This is a genomic window from Novimethylophilus kurashikiensis (assembly GCF_003112435.1).
In the GTDB taxonomy this organism is placed as follows: Bacteria; Pseudomonadota; Gammaproteobacteria; order Burkholderiales; family Methylophilaceae; genus Novimethylophilus; species Novimethylophilus kurashikiensis.
In genome coordinates this window covers 110,795-124,608 of the sequence record NZ_BDOQ01000013.1, presented here as the reverse complement: position 1 = coordinate 124,608, position 13,814 = coordinate 110,795, and the positions used below count along the sequence as shown (strand labels likewise).

Below are 13,814 nucleotides of genomic sequence, written 5' to 3'. Positions count from 1 at the left end.
AGATGCCTGAAACCGGTTGGCTGACCTGGGCATTGCTGTCGGCGCTGTTTGCGGCGCTGACGGCGATCTTCGCCAAGATCGGGCTGGAGGGCATCGACTCCGATCTCGCGACGCTGGGTCGTACCGTCATCATCCTGCTGATCCTGGCGGGATTCATCATTTACAGCGGTAAATGGACCAACCCGCTCAAGTTCTCCCCCAAAGCCCTGGCCTTCCTGACTTTGTCCGGTATTGCGACCGGGGCTTCGTGGGTTTGCTATTTTCGTGCGCTCAAGCTGGGCGAGGCTTCCAAGGTTGCCCCCGTCGACAAGCTCAGTCTGGTGCTGGTCGCTATCCTCGCCTTCGTTTTTCTCGGCGAACGGCCATCGAACATGGACTGGCTGGGCATCCTGCTGGTAGCGGCTGGCGTGGTCCTGCTAGGGCTACGTCTGTAAACATCGGCCGCCATCCTCCTTTCACCATCCGAAACTAGATCGAAATAGGCTCTAAAGCGCTTCCGGGGTAAAATGCCCCTTTTTGCGAATTTTCGCGGCTGAAGCCGCCTTAATGCTGGAATGAATACTCCGCACAAACCCGCTACCGACGACGTCCGCATCAAGGAAATCAAGGAGCTGCTGCCGCCTTCACGCATCCTCGCCGAACTCACCGCGACCAGCCTGGCTTCCGAGAACATCCTGGCGACGCGCCAGGACATCCACCGCATTCTTCATGGTGCAGACGACCGCCTGCTCGTCATCATCGGCCCTTGCTCCATCCATCATTACGATGCCGCGATGGAGTACGCTAACTACTTGTTGGAGCAGCGCCAGCGTTTCGCTTCCGAGCTGGTCATCGTCATGCGGGTATATTTCGAAAAGCCGCGCACCACGGTGGGCTGGAAGGGCCTCATCAACGACCCGCATCTCGACGGCAGTTTCAGCATCAACGAAGGCCTGAAGCTAGCCCGCCGTATCCTGCGCGATATCAACGAGCTCGGCATGCCCGCCGGCACCGAGTTCCTCGACGTCATCACCCCGCAATATACGGCCGATCTCGTCACCTGGGGTGCCATTGGTGCCCGTACGACCGAAAGCCAGATTCACCGCGAACTGGCATCCGGTTTGTCTTGCCCCGTGGGCTTCAAGAACGGCACCGACGGCAACATCCGCATCGCGGTAGACGCTATCAAGGCAGCGGCCAGCCCGCACCATTTCCTGTCCGTGACCAAGGCCGGCCATTCCGCCATTGTTTCCACCGGCGGCAACGAGGATTGCCACGTCATCCTGCGCGGCGGCAAGCAGCCCAATTACGACGCCGCGAGCGTGGATGCCGCCTGCAAGGAACTGGCCGCAGCAGGCTTGGCCCAGCGCGTCATGGTCGATTGCTCCCATGCCAACAGCCGTAAGCAGTACAAGCTGCAAGTCGAGGTAGCTAGCGAAGTGGCGGCCCAAGTCGCAGCGGGCGATCAGCGTATTTTCGGACTGATGGTGGAATCGCACCTCAAGGAAGGCCGCCAGGATCTGGAAACGGGTTGCCAGCTCGAATACGGCCAATCCATTACCGATGCATGCCTGGGGTTGGAAGACAGCACTCGCCTGCTGGAAATCCTCGCCGAAAGCGTTCGCGCCCGCCGACGCGTCAGCCAGGAGCACGATGACGGGCAATAAACCGGGTGCCGCCGTACCAGCGCTGGACTTCCGCATTGCCCAGCCAGCGGATGTGCCGAATATCGTCTCGCTGGTCAATTCTGCTTACCGCGGCGATTCCAGCCGCAAGGGATGGACTACCGAGGCCGACCTATTGGATGGCCAGCGCACAGATCGCGAGGAAATAAACAGTATCCTTGCCGATCCAAATTCAGTCTTTTTCCTGGGCGAATCGAATGGGGAACTGATTGCCAGCGCGCACTTGCAAAAAGCTGGCGATCAAGCGCATTTCGGCATGTTCGCAGTCAAGCCGGGGTTGCAAAACGGCGGCATCGGCAAGCGCTTCATGCAGGCCGCAGAAGGGTTTGTACGCTCCTCCTGGCAATGCTCATCCCTTACCATGTCGGTCATCACTTTGCGACTATCCCTGATCGCGTTCTACGAGCGTCGAGGCTTCCGCCGCACCGGAGAAATCAAGCCGTTTCCGCAATCGGAAAAGTTCGGCATCCCCAAGGTAAGCGGCCTGCAGCTGGAAGTACTCGAAAAACCCTTGGTTTCGGGCGATTAAAAGCCCTTAATTCGCATACAAAACAGCGCGTTCGCCGTATAATGCGCACTCTTTTTTCATTCACCCGACAACGACCGACGCGATGAGCATTAAATCTGACAAGTGGATTCGCCGCATGGCCGAGCAGCACGGCATGATCGAGCCTTTCGAACCCAACCAGGTGAAACAGGCCAACGGGCAGAAACTCGTTTCCTACGGGACCTCGAGCTATGGCTACGATATCCGCTGCTCAAGCGAGTTCAAGCTGTTCACCAACATCAACAGTACGATCGTCGACCCCAAGAACTTCGATCCGAACTCGTTTGTCGAAGTGGATGCCGATTACTGCATTATTCCGCCGAATTCGTTCGCGTTGGCACGCACCGTCGAATACTTCCGTATTCCGCGCAACGTACTGACGGTTTGCCTCGGAAAATCGACTTACGCACGCTGCGGCATCATCGTCAACGTGACGCCTTTCGAACCGGAATGGGAAGGTTATGTCACGCTGGAATTCAGCAACACTACGCCGCTGCCGGCCAAGATTTACGCCAACGAAGGCTGCGCCCAGGTGCTGTTCTTCGAAGCGGATGAAGACGACGTGTGCGAAACCTCGTACAAGGACCGCGGCGGCAAATACCAGGGTCAGCACGGTGTGACGCTGCCCAAGATTTGACCTGAAGATTTAACGCATGAACCTGGATATTCCAAAAATCGTCTGGCGCGGCCCCAAGGGCGAAATCATCTCTTGTACCGAAAAAAACAAGGTGATGAAGGAAAACCTCGAGGAAATCCGCCAGATTTGCCAGGATGCCCTGGAAGACGCGGTGCTCATGGGATGCGACGAGCATCAAGTCCGCGCCGTGCTCACAGAATTAGTGGCCAACCTGGTCAACCCCTACCCTCCGGCAGAATAGTGTCCTGTCCGGTTCCGTTTTCGAAGCCGTTACATCGCAGTGTCATCAGCCGCTGCGACAATTCGCGCATTTTTCCGTAAGGAAACCCCGATGAAATTTCGTTATCCCGTCGTCATCATCGACGAAGATTTCCGTTCTGAAAACGCTTCCGGTCTCGGCATCCGCGTACTTGCCAAAGCCATCGAGGAAGAAGGCTTCGAGGTGCTGGGCGTCACCAGCTTCGTCGATATGTCCTCGTTCGCGCAGCAGCAAAGCCGGGCCTCGGCGTTTATTCTTTCCATCGACGATGAAGAGTTCGTCGAGGAATCGCCGGCCGCACTGAAGCGCCTGCGAGCCTTCGTGGACGAAATCCGCTTCCGCAATGCCGAAATCCCAATTTTCCTGCATGGCGAGACGCGTACCTCGCGCCACATTCCCAATGAAATCCTGCGCGAACTCAATGGCTTCATCCACATGTATGAAGATACGCCGGAGTTCATCGCACGCTACATCGTGCGAGAAGCCCGCGACTACCTGGATTCGCTGCCGCCGCCGTTTTTCCGTGCGCTGACGCATTATGCTGCCGACGGTTCGTACTCCTGGCACTGCCCCGGCCACTCCGGCGGGGTAGCCTTCCTGAAGTCGCCTGTGGGCCAGATGTTCCATCAGTTCTTCGGCGAAAACATGCTGCGCGCCGACGTTTGCAATGCCGTGGACGAACTCGGGCAACTGCTCGACCATACCGGCCCGGTAGCCGCCTCCGAGCGCAACGCTGCACGCATTTTCCACAGCGATCACCTGTATTTCGTGACCAACGGCACGTCGACCTCCAACAAGATCGTCTGGCATTCCACCGTGGCGCCGGGCGATATCGTCGTGGTGGACCGCAACTGCCACAAGTCGGTGTTGCACTCCATCATCATGACGGGCGCCATTCCCGTGTTCCTCATGCCGACACGCAACCACTTCGGCATCATCGGGCCGATTCCCAAAGAGGAATTTGAGTGGTCTAACATTCAGAAAAAGATCGCCCGCAACCCCTTCGCCACGGATAAAAACGCCAAGCCGCGCGTACTGACCATCACGCAATCTACCTATGACGGCGTGCTCTACAACGTCGAGGAAATCAAGGAAATGCTGGACGGCAAGATCGACACCCTGCATTTCGACGAAGCATGGTTGCCGCACGCTTCCTTCCACGACTTCTACGGCGATTACCATGCGATTGGTGAGGGCCGTCCGCGCTGCAAGGAATCCATGGTGTTCTCCACGCAGTCCACACACAAGATGCTGGCCGGCCTGTCGCAGGCTTCACAAATCCTGGTGCAGGACGCCGAGAACAGCAAGCTGGACCGCGACGTGTTCAACGAAGCGTATTTGATGCACACCTCCACCAGCCCCCAATACTCCATCATCGCCTCGTGCGACGTGGCAGCGGCCATGATGGAACCGCCGGGCGGTACTGCGCTGGTGGAAGAATCCATCATGGAAGCGCTCGACTTCCGCCGCGCCATGCGCAAGGTGGACGAGGAATGGGGCTCCGACTGGTGGTTCAAGGTCTGGGGCCCGGACGATCTGTCCGAAGAAGGTATCGAAGAGCGCGACGCTTGGATGCTCAAGACCAAGGAGCGCTGGCATGGCTTCGGCAAGATGGCCAAGGGCTTCAACATGCTAGACCCCATCAAGGCCACCATCATTACCCCGGGGCTCAACGTGGACGGCGAGTTCTCGGAAGAATTCGGCATCCCGGCGGCCATCGTGACCAAATATCTGTCAGAGCATGGCGTTATCGTCGAGAAGACCGGCCTCTACTCCTTCTTCATCATGTTCACCATCGGTATCACCAAGGGCCGCTGGAACACGCTCGTGACCGCCTTGCAGCAGTTCAAAGACGACTACGACAAGAACCAGCCGTGCTGGCGCGTGCTGCCGGAATTCGTCGCCAAGCATCCCCGCTACGAAAAGACCGGCCTGCGCGACCTGTGCGACCAGATTCACGGCGTCTACAAGGCCAACGACGTGGCACGCCTGACCACGGAAATGTATCTCTCCGACATGGTGCCGGCAATGAAGCCTGCCGATGCATTTGCGAAAATGGCACACCGCAATATCGAGCGCGTGCCCATCGATGAGTTGGAAGGCCGGATTACCGCCGTGCTGCTGACGCCCTATCCGCCGGGCATCCCGCTGTTGATTCCAGGTGAGCGCTTCAATGCCACCATCGTGCGTTACCTGCAATTCGCACGTGAGTTCAACGGCAAATTCCCAGGCTTCGAAACCGACATTCACGGTTTGGTCGTGGACAAGGACAGCGGAGAGGTCAGCTACCACGTCGATTGCGTAGCATCAGAGTAAGACGAACAATGGATGGGGAAACGTTTCCCCATCCATTAATTGCGTTAATCGTTATTGATAATGCCGTAGATGTTGAGCACGGCCAGGGCTACTTGCATGGCGATCAATGCATAGGCCCGGTCGTGCCAGCCCCACACCGCCCACAAGACGTTTCCCGCCAGCAGCATCCAGAAGCCGATTTCGCGCTTATGCTTACCTAGCGATGCAGTAAACATGGTGGCGCAAATCGTCACCGCCATGGCAGGCCATTGCAACCAGCTCAAGCCCTCCATGCGGTTGGCAGGACTACACCACCAGTTTGCGGCAGCACTGGGCGCATTCGCGGCAGGCTTTGACACAGCCATCCATGCCCCCTAGCTTTTCGCAATCATCGGCGCAAGCCTCGCAAACGTCAGCGCAGAGCTTGCAAATTTGCACGCAAAACGCGGAATTGGTGAGTTGGAAATTGGCGCAGACCTGGCAGATCTCGGCACAATTCATCATGAGCCGGAAATGCTCGGAATCGACCAGCTTGCCGCCCGTGTCCAGGCAGTGATTCATCGCCGTCTGTAAGCAGGTTTGATGGCAGTGAAAACTAATGTCGATGCAGGACTGCATGTTCTGATGCGTCGTCGTGGCCTGCTGGGTCATGATGCGGTTCCGTCCAGGGGTACCACGGCGTTTTCCGCCGTCGAATCGCCGATCAATTGCCTGGCGATTTTGGTCTGCGCTTCGCTCGCCGCTTTCACGATAAGTACGTAATAGCCGCTATCGACCGCTTCTTTCACCAAGCGCTCGAAATCCTTCTTGGTTTCATCCCCGGCACCGGCGGCGGCTCCGACAATAGCGCCAGCGGCGGCTCCCCAGCCGATCATGGTCAACGTGCCGATGATAGGGCTAGCGACAAACAGGCTGATATTGGCCGCGGCCAGCAAAGCTTCGCCGATAGCGCCGGCGCCTGCTCCGATGGCCGTGCCGATAGCACTATCCACGAGAATGTCGTTACGTACCTCGTCGCTGTCAGGCTTCACCACCTGTTCTTTCGCCGGCGTTTCCAGTTGTTCCTTGCGTTCCAGCAATTCGATCTGGTCGTTGCCGAATCCGGCCTCGGTCAGATCGTTCCAGACCGCTTCGGCGTCGCGCCGATGGGCGTAGATGCCGTATACCCGATGCAGGTAGTCTTCCATGTCAGGCTCCTAGCGTGGCCATGTCGATCACGAAGCGATACTTGACGTCGCTTTTCAGCATGCGTTCGTAGGCCTGGTTGATCTTGGGCATGGCGATCAATTCAATATCGCTGACGATGTCATGTTCGGCGCTGAAATCCAGCATTTCCTGGGTTTCCTTGAGCCCACCGATGAGAGAGCCGGCCAGCGAGCGGCGGTACAGCACCAGCGCACTGGCATGAATTGGCGGATGGGGATGATCCGGCACACCGACCAGGCACAGCACGCCGTCGCGCTTCAACAGCGCCAGCAAGGGGTTCTGGTCGTTAGGCGCGGCGACGGTGTTGAGGATGAAGTCGAAACTGCGTACATGCTTCTTCATTTCCTCCTCGTTTCGCGAAACCACGACTTCGTCGGCACCCAGCCGGAGTGCGTCTTCTTTCTTGTTGGGCGAGGTAGTGAACAACACGGTATGCGCGCCGAAGGCATGTGCCCATTTGACGCCCATGTGGCCTAGGCCGCCGAGCCCGACGATGCCGACCTTGTCACCCTTGCCCACGTTCCAGTGCCGTAGCGGCGAATAGGTAGTAATCCCGGCGCACAACAAAGGCGCCACAGCCGCCAGTTTTTCCGGGGCCGCAAACTTATCCGAGATACACAGCACAAAGCGTTCTTCCACCACGATCTCGCGGGAATAACCGCCATAGGTGACCTTCCCGGTATGTTTATCCAGGCTGTTATAGGTGAAGACGGCGTGCGGACAAAACTGCTCGAGGTCGTCCTCGCAATCCTCGCAATAGCGGCAAGAGTCCACCAGGCAACCCACGCCGACCAGATCGCCGGCCTGGTATTTCTTCACCTCCGTGCCCACGCCTACCACACGGCCGACAATTTCATGTCCGGGAACGATGGGATATACCGACTCTCCCCACTCGTTGCGAACCTGATGAATATCCGTATGGCAGACGCCGCAATACAGGATTTCGATGCGGACATCGGTCGGCTGCAAATCGCGCCGTTCGAATTCGAACGGGCCGAGAGGGGATCTAGGATCGAAAGCGGCATAACCGGAGGTTTTGAACATGGCTGGCGTTTCCGTAGAAAATAACGGTTAAAAAACGGTGACAGTTAAAAAACGGAAGCGCTTATCGGCTTCCGCACCAGCATTACGACCTAGGATTAAGGCGTGCCCAGCTTCAACTCGTTCTTGACGGCCCGAACGCCCTTCACGCCTTGCACGACCTGGATGATGCGTCCCTTGAAGCGCTCGTCGTTGACCTTGCCGCTCACCGTGACCAAGCCGTTATGGACATCCACCTTGACATCCTGGCCGGAGACTTGGGGATCGCGGCCCAAGGCTTTTTTTACGTTATCGCTGATATCGCGATCATCAACAAAGCCCGCCTTGGATTTGCTATCCGAGCGCCCCTGCCCGGTAGAAAGCTTGGCAGCATCCGAATCCTTATCTGTCATCTGCACCGGTTCGTTGCTGCGTACCGGATCGTCATAAGCGATTGCGCCCAGCGGCCCCATCAATGCGGTACCAACTAACAAGGCGGATAAATATTTAGGCTGTCTCATCACATTCTCCTTTCGACTCGACGGAAAATGGGCATCAGCACTAGAAATCAGTAGATGCTTGGTGATGGTCAGACTGCGGTTCCAAGCCTGTGAAATCGGCTTTGCACATCACAAGTGCTGACGTCCAAGAATGAAATCTATTGTGGAGGGATGGGGCTGCGGGTTCTGTTCGATACGGCACTTAGATGAAGGCGGGGCCCACCCGAATGGATGGGCTAAAGCGGAATCAGGCCGTTGCGGCCTTGAGCTTCTTGGCGATCTCGGCCACATGTCGGCCTTGAAAGCGCGCAATAGCAAGTTCGTTTTCGCTTGGATCTCGCGAATTGTCGCCGCCGCTGATCGTCGAGGCGCCGTAGGGACTTCCCCCGCTGATTTCGGCCATGGTCATCTGGCGTTGCTCGGAATACGGCACACCGACGATGGCCATGCCATGATGCAGCAACGTAGTGTGAAAGCTGAGAATGGTCGATTCCTGCCCGCCGTGCTGCGTGGACGAGCTGGTGAATACGCTACCGATCTTGCCGACCAAGGCGCCCTTCATCCAGAGCTTGCCGGTCTGGTCGAGAAAATTACGCATTTGCGAACACATGTTGCCGAACCGTGTGGGCGTACCGAAGATGATGGCATCGGCTTCCGCCAGCTGCTCCGGCTTGGCTACCGGTACTGAGGAAAACTTTTGGCGCGATGCCTTGGCTCCGCTTTTTTCAAGCACTTCCTCCGGCACCAGCTCGGGCACCTGCAACAAGGTAACTTCCGTGTCTTCCACTTCGCGTGCACCCGCAGCGACGGCTTCCGCCATCTGGTAAACGTGCCCGCCAGAACTGTAAAAAACCACTTGTACCTTAGTCGTCATCGACTCGTCCACCGAATTGCTAATTAGGGACGATCAGCCTAAGCGCTGAAGATGACGATCGTATGTACGCTACCGAACCGAAAAATGGTCAGGCAGATTTTAGAACCGAGGTAAATTCAGCTCGGAATCAGCGTGGGACGGCTTCGTAGGTGACGTAGCTGAAAGGCAAGCCTTCGCCGCTGGTATGCGATTCGCGAGCAGTTTCGCGCCAACCGTCCTGTGAGAAAGCGGGAAAATAAGCATCGCCCTCGAACTCGGCATCGATTTCGGTCAGATACAAGCGACCGGCCAATGCCAGGGATTGCTGGTACAACTCTGCACCGCCGATGAGGAAAACTTCTGGATCGTCGCCGCAGGCCGTCACGGCCTCTTCCAGCGAATGGACGACAACCGCACCTGGCACTTGGTAATCATGATTACGGGTGACAATGACGGTCGTACGTCCGGGCAGCAGCCTGCCGAGCGATTCATAAGTCTTGCGTCCCATGACGATGTGGTGTCCCATGGTCAGCGCGCGAAAACGCTTGAGATCCTCCGGCAAGTGCCAGGGCAGATCGTTGTCGCGGCCGATAACACGATTACGCGCCAAGGCGGCGATGACGGAGAGGCGTGAGGACATTTTCGCTTGTTTTCGCTTAGGTATGATTTTTGCGGGTAAGGATTATACTACCCTGGACTCCCCTGATTTCGACAATTGCACGTGCCCTATCCAAAATCATTCCTCAAGTTGCTGCTGATCGGCTTTTCGCTCGTCGTGCTGCCGTTTTTGCTAGCCTTCGCCAACGCGTCGCACAACCTCAAGAACATTACCAAGCAAAGCCGCGTGGCCGTGACGCAAGCCGTGCAGATGACCAGCGAGACGCGAACGCTCATCGAACAGCTCAGCCACATGGAGCGCGCAACCCGACAATATCTGGTCATCGGCAGCAGCGAGTTGCTGGACCGTTTTAATCTCAACCATAAGGCTTTCGACGACACTGTCGCAAAATTGAGACAACTTCCGTTGGATGCCCAACAGCAGACGTTGCTGTTCGATTTGGAATCCAGGGTAGATATGCTGGCAAAGCAAGTCAGCCAGGGCGATGCCGCCAAAACCATGCGGCTTTTACCTGAGTTCGGCCGGATGTTCGATGCTGCAAACACGTTGCTGGTGACCGACAACCAAGTAATCGAACGCGAAACCTCGGCACTGCAAGCCGCCGCAGAAGAAGCCCAGAACGCGTTGATGTGGCAGGGGCTGTCGCTGATTCCCTTCGCCTTGTTCGTGACGTTTACGATTACCTATCTCATCGCCCGGCCGCTACGCCAGATCGACAGCGCAATTCACGACCTCGGCAACGGCAAGCTTTCCGGCAAGATCGAAGTCAACGGCCCGGAAGACCTCAAGAAACTCGGAGAGCGCCTGGATTGGCTGCGCGAACAGCAAGCCCATCTGGAAGACCAAAAGAGCCGTTTCTTGCGTGAAGTCTCGCACGAACTCAAGACGCCGCTCACCGCCATTCGCGAGGGCACGGAACTGCTCACCGAAGGTGTGGGCGGCCCCTTGAGCCAGCAACAACAGGAAATCGCTACGATCCTGCGCGAGAACAGCCTCAAGCTGCAGCGCCTCATCGAAGGTCTGCTCAACTACAGCGCCAGCCGCTTTCACGCCGATACTCCGAGAACGCAAGTGGCGCTGCACGAGGTGGTCAAGCGCGTCCTGGAAGACCATGCCCTGCCACTTTCCACACGCCAACTCAGGCTGATCTCGGACATCGAAAACACTTGGCTGTGGGGCGACGAGACTCGGCTCAAAACCTTGTGCGACAACCTGGTCTCGAACGCGGCCAAATTCGCGCCGCAACGGGGAATATTGAAAATCAGCCTTCATGGCCGCGACGATCTGGCGATCCTGGAAGTCATGGATAACGGCCCCGGCGTCTCGGAAAAGGATCGGCCGTTCCTATTCGAGCCTTTCTACCAGGGCAGCGCCCGCCAGGAAGGCCACGTCAAGGGGACAGGCCTGGGGCTGTCGATCGCAAAGGATTGCGTACTTGCCCACGGCGGCACTATCGAGATCGTGCACAACCCGGACTGGAAAGGTGCGCATTTCCGTATCGCACTGCCGCTCGCCAAGGGTAGCACCCGCCTCGCGGCATGAGCCGCATCGTGAATCAATAACGCGTGCATCAATAACGATTGCATAGGGGATTCAAGGAGCGCTATCGTGAAGGATGACGCTCCTTCGGGAAACTCGAAATATCTGCGCGGGTTTCCTTCATCATTTGAGGAGAATATGAAAAATATCTATTGGATCATTGTCGGACTTGGGGTGCTGAGCGGCTGTGCCCAAGTTCCGTCGCAGAGCAATCCGCCAGTCCAGGAGTCGAACGTTTCGCCTGACTTCCAGCCCCAAAACAATCCGTCTTCGCCTGGCGGATGGCCCAGGCCGGCCGGTGTTCCTAACAACGCGATCATCCCGACTGATAGCAATATTGCCATGCTGCTGAAGTTCAGCCAGGTCTATGCCGCCATGTCGCCGGAATTGCAGCGTCGCACTTACCTACAGGTTAATGCCCGCCGCAAGGACGAATACAGTCGCATGCAAATCGTCGTCATGGCTTTGCTGACACGACCTCGGGACGACGCGCGCGTCATCGCCTTGCTTAATGAGCACCTCAAGGCCATCGACAGCCGCGACGAAAGCCTGCGCAGCCTGGCTGCACTGATCAAGACCGCACTGACGCCGCAGGTCAAGCCCGACGACGCGACGGCGCAACTCACGCAGAAATTGAAAGACGAACAAAAGAGAGCCGATATGTTGCAACGTAAACTCGACGAATTACTGGCGGTCGACAAGGCCGTCTCCGACCGGCACGAGGTTCAGCCAAAATGAGTCCGGCCGCATCCCATATCCTCATCGTCGACGACGATCCCGATTTGCTCAAGCTGCTGGCCATGCGCTTACAGGCAGCGGGTTATAAAGTCGCGTCTGCATCCAGCGGCGAAGCAGCTTTGGCACAGGTCGCCGTGGCCAAGCCCAGCCTGGTCATCACCGACCTGCGCATGGGCAGCATGGACGGCCTGGCCTTGTTCGATGCCCTGCGAAAGAACGACCCGGCGCTGCCCGTCATCATCCTCACCGCACACGGCTCCATCCCCGACGCGGTGGAAGCCACGCGTCGCGGCGTGTTCGGCTTTCTCACCAAGCCGTTCGATCACAAGGAACTGCTGCGCCAGGTAGAGGCGGCAACGCATCTTGCGGCTGGTGCCGCCATGGAGAACACCAAGCAAGGCAAGAGCGAGGAATGGCGCAAGAGCATCGTCACACGCAGTCCCGTAATCAATGCGCTGCTCGACCAGGCTCACATGGTGGCGGAAAGCGATGCCAGCATTTTCATCCGCGGCGAAAGCGGCACGGGTAAGGAACTGCTGGCCCAGGCTATCCACCACGCCAGCCCTCGCCGCAACAAGCCTTTCGTAGCGATCAACTGCGGGGCGATTCCTGAAGCGCTGCTGGAGTCGGAACTGTTCGGCCATACCCGCGGGGCCTTTACCGGCGCCACGCGCGACCACAAGGGCCTGTTTCAGGCGGCAGAAGGCGGCACGCTGTTTCTGGATGAAATTGGCGACATGCCGCTGCCCTTACAGGTCAAGCTGCTGCGATCGTTGCAGGAACGCAAGGTGCGCCCCATCGGCGCGACGCAAAGCGTGGATATCGACGTGCGCATCATCTCGGCCACGCACCGCGATATCGCTGCTGAGATGAAGAACGGCAACTTCCGCGAAGACCTGTACTACCGGCTCAACGTGGTGTCCTTTGAAATCCCGTCGCTGGCCGACCGCCGCGAAGATATCCCGCTGCTCGCCAATTATTTCCTGGCGCAGCTATGCGCCAAGTACAACAAGGAGATCAACGGCTTTGCACCGGAAGCGATGGAACTCCTGGTCGGCGCACCCTGGCCCGGCAACGTGCGGCAATTGCAGAACACCGTCGAGCAGACGGCCGTGCTGTGTACCACGCCCATCATTCCCGTCACCCTGGTGCAAAAAGCGTTGCGCGACGACGTTGGCAGCATCTTGCCGTTCGAAGAAGCGCGACGCCATTTCGAACGCGATTACCTCGCCCGCTTGCTCAAGGTGACCAGCGGCAATGTCACCCAAGCCGCGCGTCTCGCCAAGCGTAACCGGACCGAGTTCTACAAGCTGCTGCAACGTCACCAGCTCAACGCCTCGCTATTCAAGGAAACCGCAGAATAGCCCCACTCGCCCCCCTGTCGTAACTCGCCGACAGGGGGATTTCATTACATATCAGCCAGTTAGCTCAAGCCCTACAAAAACTGTCGCCCAACAGAGACAGGTCAATATAGCCTCGAATACAGGCCCATCCGCATAACCCATTGGAATAAATAGATTTATTCACTCTGGCACAGCCGTTGCTATATCTCCGGATGCAACACCGCATCACAACATCGGGAGAACACAAATGAACCATCATCTTCGCAACATGCTATTAAGCGTCCTGCTGGCCGGTGCCGCAGGCCAGGCTTGCGCTGGCGACATTTCCGCCGACGCAGTACTGGGCGGCGCACTGGGCGGAGGTGCAGGTGCCGCGGTCGGTTCCGCCATCGGCGGCCGTAACGGCGCCATGCTGGGAGGCGCACTCGGTGCCGCCACCGGCGTTGCCATTGCCACGCCGCGCGAACGCAGCCGCGATGTCCGCGTCGTCAACTATTACGAAGACGACGATGACCATTGGCACGGCCACCACGACAACGGTCGCCACCTCGGTCATTACAAGCATCACGGCCACGACTAAGTAAAGGAGCATCG

The 13,814-nt window shown here is 57.8% G+C and carries 17 protein-coding genes; 10 read left to right on the top strand and 7 right to left on the bottom strand.

What is annotated here, in order from left to right:
- Nucleotides 1–2: 2 nt before the first annotated feature.
- The 6 genes from NMK_RS13210 to NMK_RS13185 all read left to right on the top strand — a co-directional run bounded on the left by NMK_RS13210 (nucleotide 3) and on the right by NMK_RS13185 (nucleotide 5,423).
- The gene (locus NMK_RS13210) at nucleotides 3–434 is read left to right on the top strand and encodes an EamA family transporter (protein ID WP_109016227.1); all 432 of its coding nucleotides are present in this window, start codon (nucleotides 3–5) and stop codon (nucleotides 432–434) included.
- Nucleotides 435–554: 120 nt separating this feature from the next.
- Nucleotides 555–1,646 (top strand): 3-deoxy-7-phosphoheptulonate synthase AroG, encoded by a 1,092-nt coding sequence (gene aroG, locus NMK_RS13205; RefSeq protein WP_109016226.1) that lies wholly within the window; start codon nucleotides 555–557, stop codon nucleotides 1,644–1,646.
- Entirely contained in the window at nucleotides 1,633–2,193 is a 561-nt protein-coding gene (locus NMK_RS13200; RefSeq protein ID WP_109016225.1) for a GNAT family N-acetyltransferase, read from the top strand. The genes aroG and NMK_RS13200 overlap by 14 nt, the downstream gene beginning before the upstream one ends.
- Before the next feature lie 82 nt (nucleotides 2,194–2,275).
- Nucleotides 2,276–2,848, top strand: coding sequence for a dCTP deaminase (gene dcd / locus NMK_RS13195; protein WP_109016224.1), 573 nt, complete (start codon nucleotides 2,276–2,278; stop codon nucleotides 2,846–2,848).
- Nucleotides 2,849–2,864: 16 nt separating this feature from the next.
- Complete coding sequence (locus NMK_RS13190; RefSeq protein ID WP_109016223.1) at nucleotides 2,865–3,089, top strand: hypothetical protein; 225 nt, start codon at nucleotides 2,865–2,867, stop codon at nucleotides 3,087–3,089.
- A gap of 90 nt (nucleotides 3,090–3,179) precedes the next feature.
- On the top strand, nucleotides 3,180–5,423 hold the full coding sequence (locus tag NMK_RS13185) for an arginine/lysine/ornithine decarboxylase (protein WP_109016222.1): 2,244 nt from the start codon (nucleotides 3,180–3,182) through the stop codon (nucleotides 5,421–5,423).
- Between the two features lie 44 nt (nucleotides 5,424–5,467).
- Here the strand turns inward: NMK_RS13185 and NMK_RS13180 are convergent, their stop codons facing one another.
- The 7 genes from NMK_RS13180 to NMK_RS13150 form a co-directional block, all read right to left on the bottom strand.
- On the bottom strand, nucleotides 5,468–5,695 hold the full coding sequence (locus NMK_RS13180; protein ID WP_109016221.1) for a hypothetical protein: 228 nt from the start codon (nucleotides 5,693–5,695) through the stop codon (nucleotides 5,468–5,470).
- Between the two features lie 13 nt (nucleotides 5,696–5,708).
- Nucleotides 5,709–6,053 carry a four-helix bundle copper-binding protein gene (locus NMK_RS13175; RefSeq protein ID WP_109016220.1) on the bottom strand — a complete coding sequence of 115 codons (345 nt, stop codon included), beginning with the start codon at nucleotides 6,051–6,053 and terminating at the stop codon, nucleotides 5,709–5,711.
- Complete coding sequence (locus NMK_RS13170) at nucleotides 6,050–6,589, bottom strand: hypothetical protein (protein WP_109016219.1); 540 nt, start codon at nucleotides 6,587–6,589, stop codon at nucleotides 6,050–6,052. The genes NMK_RS13175 and NMK_RS13170 overlap by 4 nt, the downstream gene beginning before the upstream one ends.
- Nucleotide 6,590: 1 nt before the next feature.
- Entirely contained in the window at nucleotides 6,591–7,652 is a 1,062-nt protein-coding gene (locus NMK_RS13165; RefSeq protein WP_109016218.1) for an NAD(P)-dependent alcohol dehydrogenase, read from the bottom strand.
- 95 nt (nucleotides 7,653–7,747) lie between these two features.
- Entirely contained in the window at nucleotides 7,748–8,149 is a 402-nt protein-coding gene (locus NMK_RS13160; RefSeq protein WP_109016217.1) for a BON domain-containing protein, read from the bottom strand.
- Between the two features lie 226 nt (nucleotides 8,150–8,375).
- Nucleotides 8,376–9,002 (bottom strand): NAD(P)H:quinone oxidoreductase, encoded by a 627-nt coding sequence (wrbA, locus tag NMK_RS13155; RefSeq protein WP_109016216.1) that lies wholly within the window; start codon nucleotides 9,000–9,002, stop codon nucleotides 8,376–8,378.
- 127 nt (nucleotides 9,003–9,129) lie between these two features.
- A complete protein-coding gene (locus tag NMK_RS13150) occupies nucleotides 9,130–9,621 on the bottom strand; it encodes a dihydrofolate reductase (RefSeq protein ID WP_109016215.1) in 492 nt (163 codons plus the stop codon).
- 81 nt (nucleotides 9,622–9,702) lie between these two features.
- On the opposite strand from NMK_RS13150, the gene NMK_RS13145 reads away from it, so the two are divergent.
- The 4 genes from NMK_RS13145 (at nucleotide 9,703) to NMK_RS13130 (ending at nucleotide 13,800) form a co-directional block, all read left to right on the top strand.
- Entirely contained in the window at nucleotides 9,703–11,142 is a 1,440-nt protein-coding gene (locus NMK_RS13145; RefSeq protein ID WP_146187208.1) for a HAMP domain-containing sensor histidine kinase, read from the top strand.
- Nucleotides 11,143–11,277: 135 nt separating this feature from the next.
- The gene (locus NMK_RS13140) at nucleotides 11,278–11,877 is read left to right on the top strand and encodes a hypothetical protein (RefSeq protein ID WP_109016213.1); all 600 of its coding nucleotides are present in this window, start codon (nucleotides 11,278–11,280) and stop codon (nucleotides 11,875–11,877) included.
- A complete protein-coding gene (locus NMK_RS13135; RefSeq protein ID WP_109016212.1) occupies nucleotides 11,874–13,241 on the top strand; it encodes a sigma 54-interacting transcriptional regulator in 1,368 nt (455 codons plus the stop codon). The genes NMK_RS13140 and NMK_RS13135 overlap by 4 nt, the downstream gene beginning before the upstream one ends.
- Nucleotides 13,242–13,467: 226 nt before the next feature.
- A complete protein-coding gene (locus NMK_RS13130) occupies nucleotides 13,468–13,800 on the top strand; it encodes a hypothetical protein (RefSeq protein ID WP_109016211.1) in 333 nt (110 codons plus the stop codon).
- The last annotated feature ends 14 nt before the right edge of the window (nucleotides 13,801–13,814 follow it).

What these genes read in the sequence shown, in the direction of transcription:
- NMK_RS13210 (WP_109016227.1), top strand. Translation starts at nt 3, where the DNA reads ATGCCTGAAACCGGTTGGCTGACCTGGGCATTGCTGTCGGCGCTGTTT.
- aroG (WP_109016226.1), top strand. Translation starts at nt 555, where the DNA reads ATGAATACTCCGCACAAACCCGCTACCGACGACGTCCGCATCAAGGAA.
- NMK_RS13200 (WP_109016225.1), top strand. Translation starts at nt 1,633, where the DNA reads ATGACGGGCAATAAACCGGGTGCCGCCGTACCAGCGCTGGACTTCCGC.
- dcd (WP_109016224.1), top strand. Translation starts at nt 2,276, where the DNA reads ATGAGCATTAAATCTGACAAGTGGATTCGCCGCATGGCCGAGCAGCAC.
- NMK_RS13190 (WP_109016223.1), top strand. Translation starts at nt 2,865, where the DNA reads ATGAACCTGGATATTCCAAAAATCGTCTGGCGCGGCCCCAAGGGCGAA.
- NMK_RS13185 (WP_109016222.1), top strand. Translation starts at nt 3,180, where the DNA reads ATGAAATTTCGTTATCCCGTCGTCATCATCGACGAAGATTTCCGTTCT.
- NMK_RS13180 (WP_109016221.1), bottom strand. Translation starts at nt 5,695, where the DNA reads ATGGAGGGCTTGAGCTGGTTGCAATGGCCTGCCATGGCGGTGACGATT.
- NMK_RS13175 (WP_109016220.1), bottom strand. Translation starts at nt 6,053, where the DNA reads ATGACCCAGCAGGCCACGACGACGCATCAGAACATGCAGTCCTGCATC.
- NMK_RS13170 (WP_109016219.1), bottom strand. Translation starts at nt 6,589, where the DNA reads ATGGAAGACTACCTGCATCGGGTATACGGCATCTACGCCCATCGGCGC.
- NMK_RS13165 (WP_109016218.1), bottom strand. Translation starts at nt 7,652, where the DNA reads ATGTTCAAAACCTCCGGTTATGCCGCTTTCGATCCTAGATCCCCTCTC.
- NMK_RS13160 (WP_109016217.1), bottom strand. Translation starts at nt 8,149, where the DNA reads ATGAGACAGCCTAAATATTTATCCGCCTTGTTAGTTGGTACCGCATTG.
- wrbA (WP_109016216.1), bottom strand. Translation starts at nt 9,002, where the DNA reads ATGACGACTAAGGTACAAGTGGTTTTTTACAGTTCTGGCGGGCACGTT.
- NMK_RS13150 (WP_109016215.1), bottom strand. Translation starts at nt 9,621, where the DNA reads ATGTCCTCACGCCTCTCCGTCATCGCCGCCTTGGCGCGTAATCGTGTT.
- NMK_RS13140 (WP_109016213.1), top strand. Translation starts at nt 11,278, where the DNA reads ATGAAAAATATCTATTGGATCATTGTCGGACTTGGGGTGCTGAGCGGC.
- NMK_RS13135 (WP_109016212.1), top strand. Translation starts at nt 11,874, where the DNA reads ATGAGTCCGGCCGCATCCCATATCCTCATCGTCGACGACGATCCCGAT.
- NMK_RS13130 (WP_109016211.1), top strand. Translation starts at nt 13,468, where the DNA reads ATGAACCATCATCTTCGCAACATGCTATTAAGCGTCCTGCTGGCCGGT.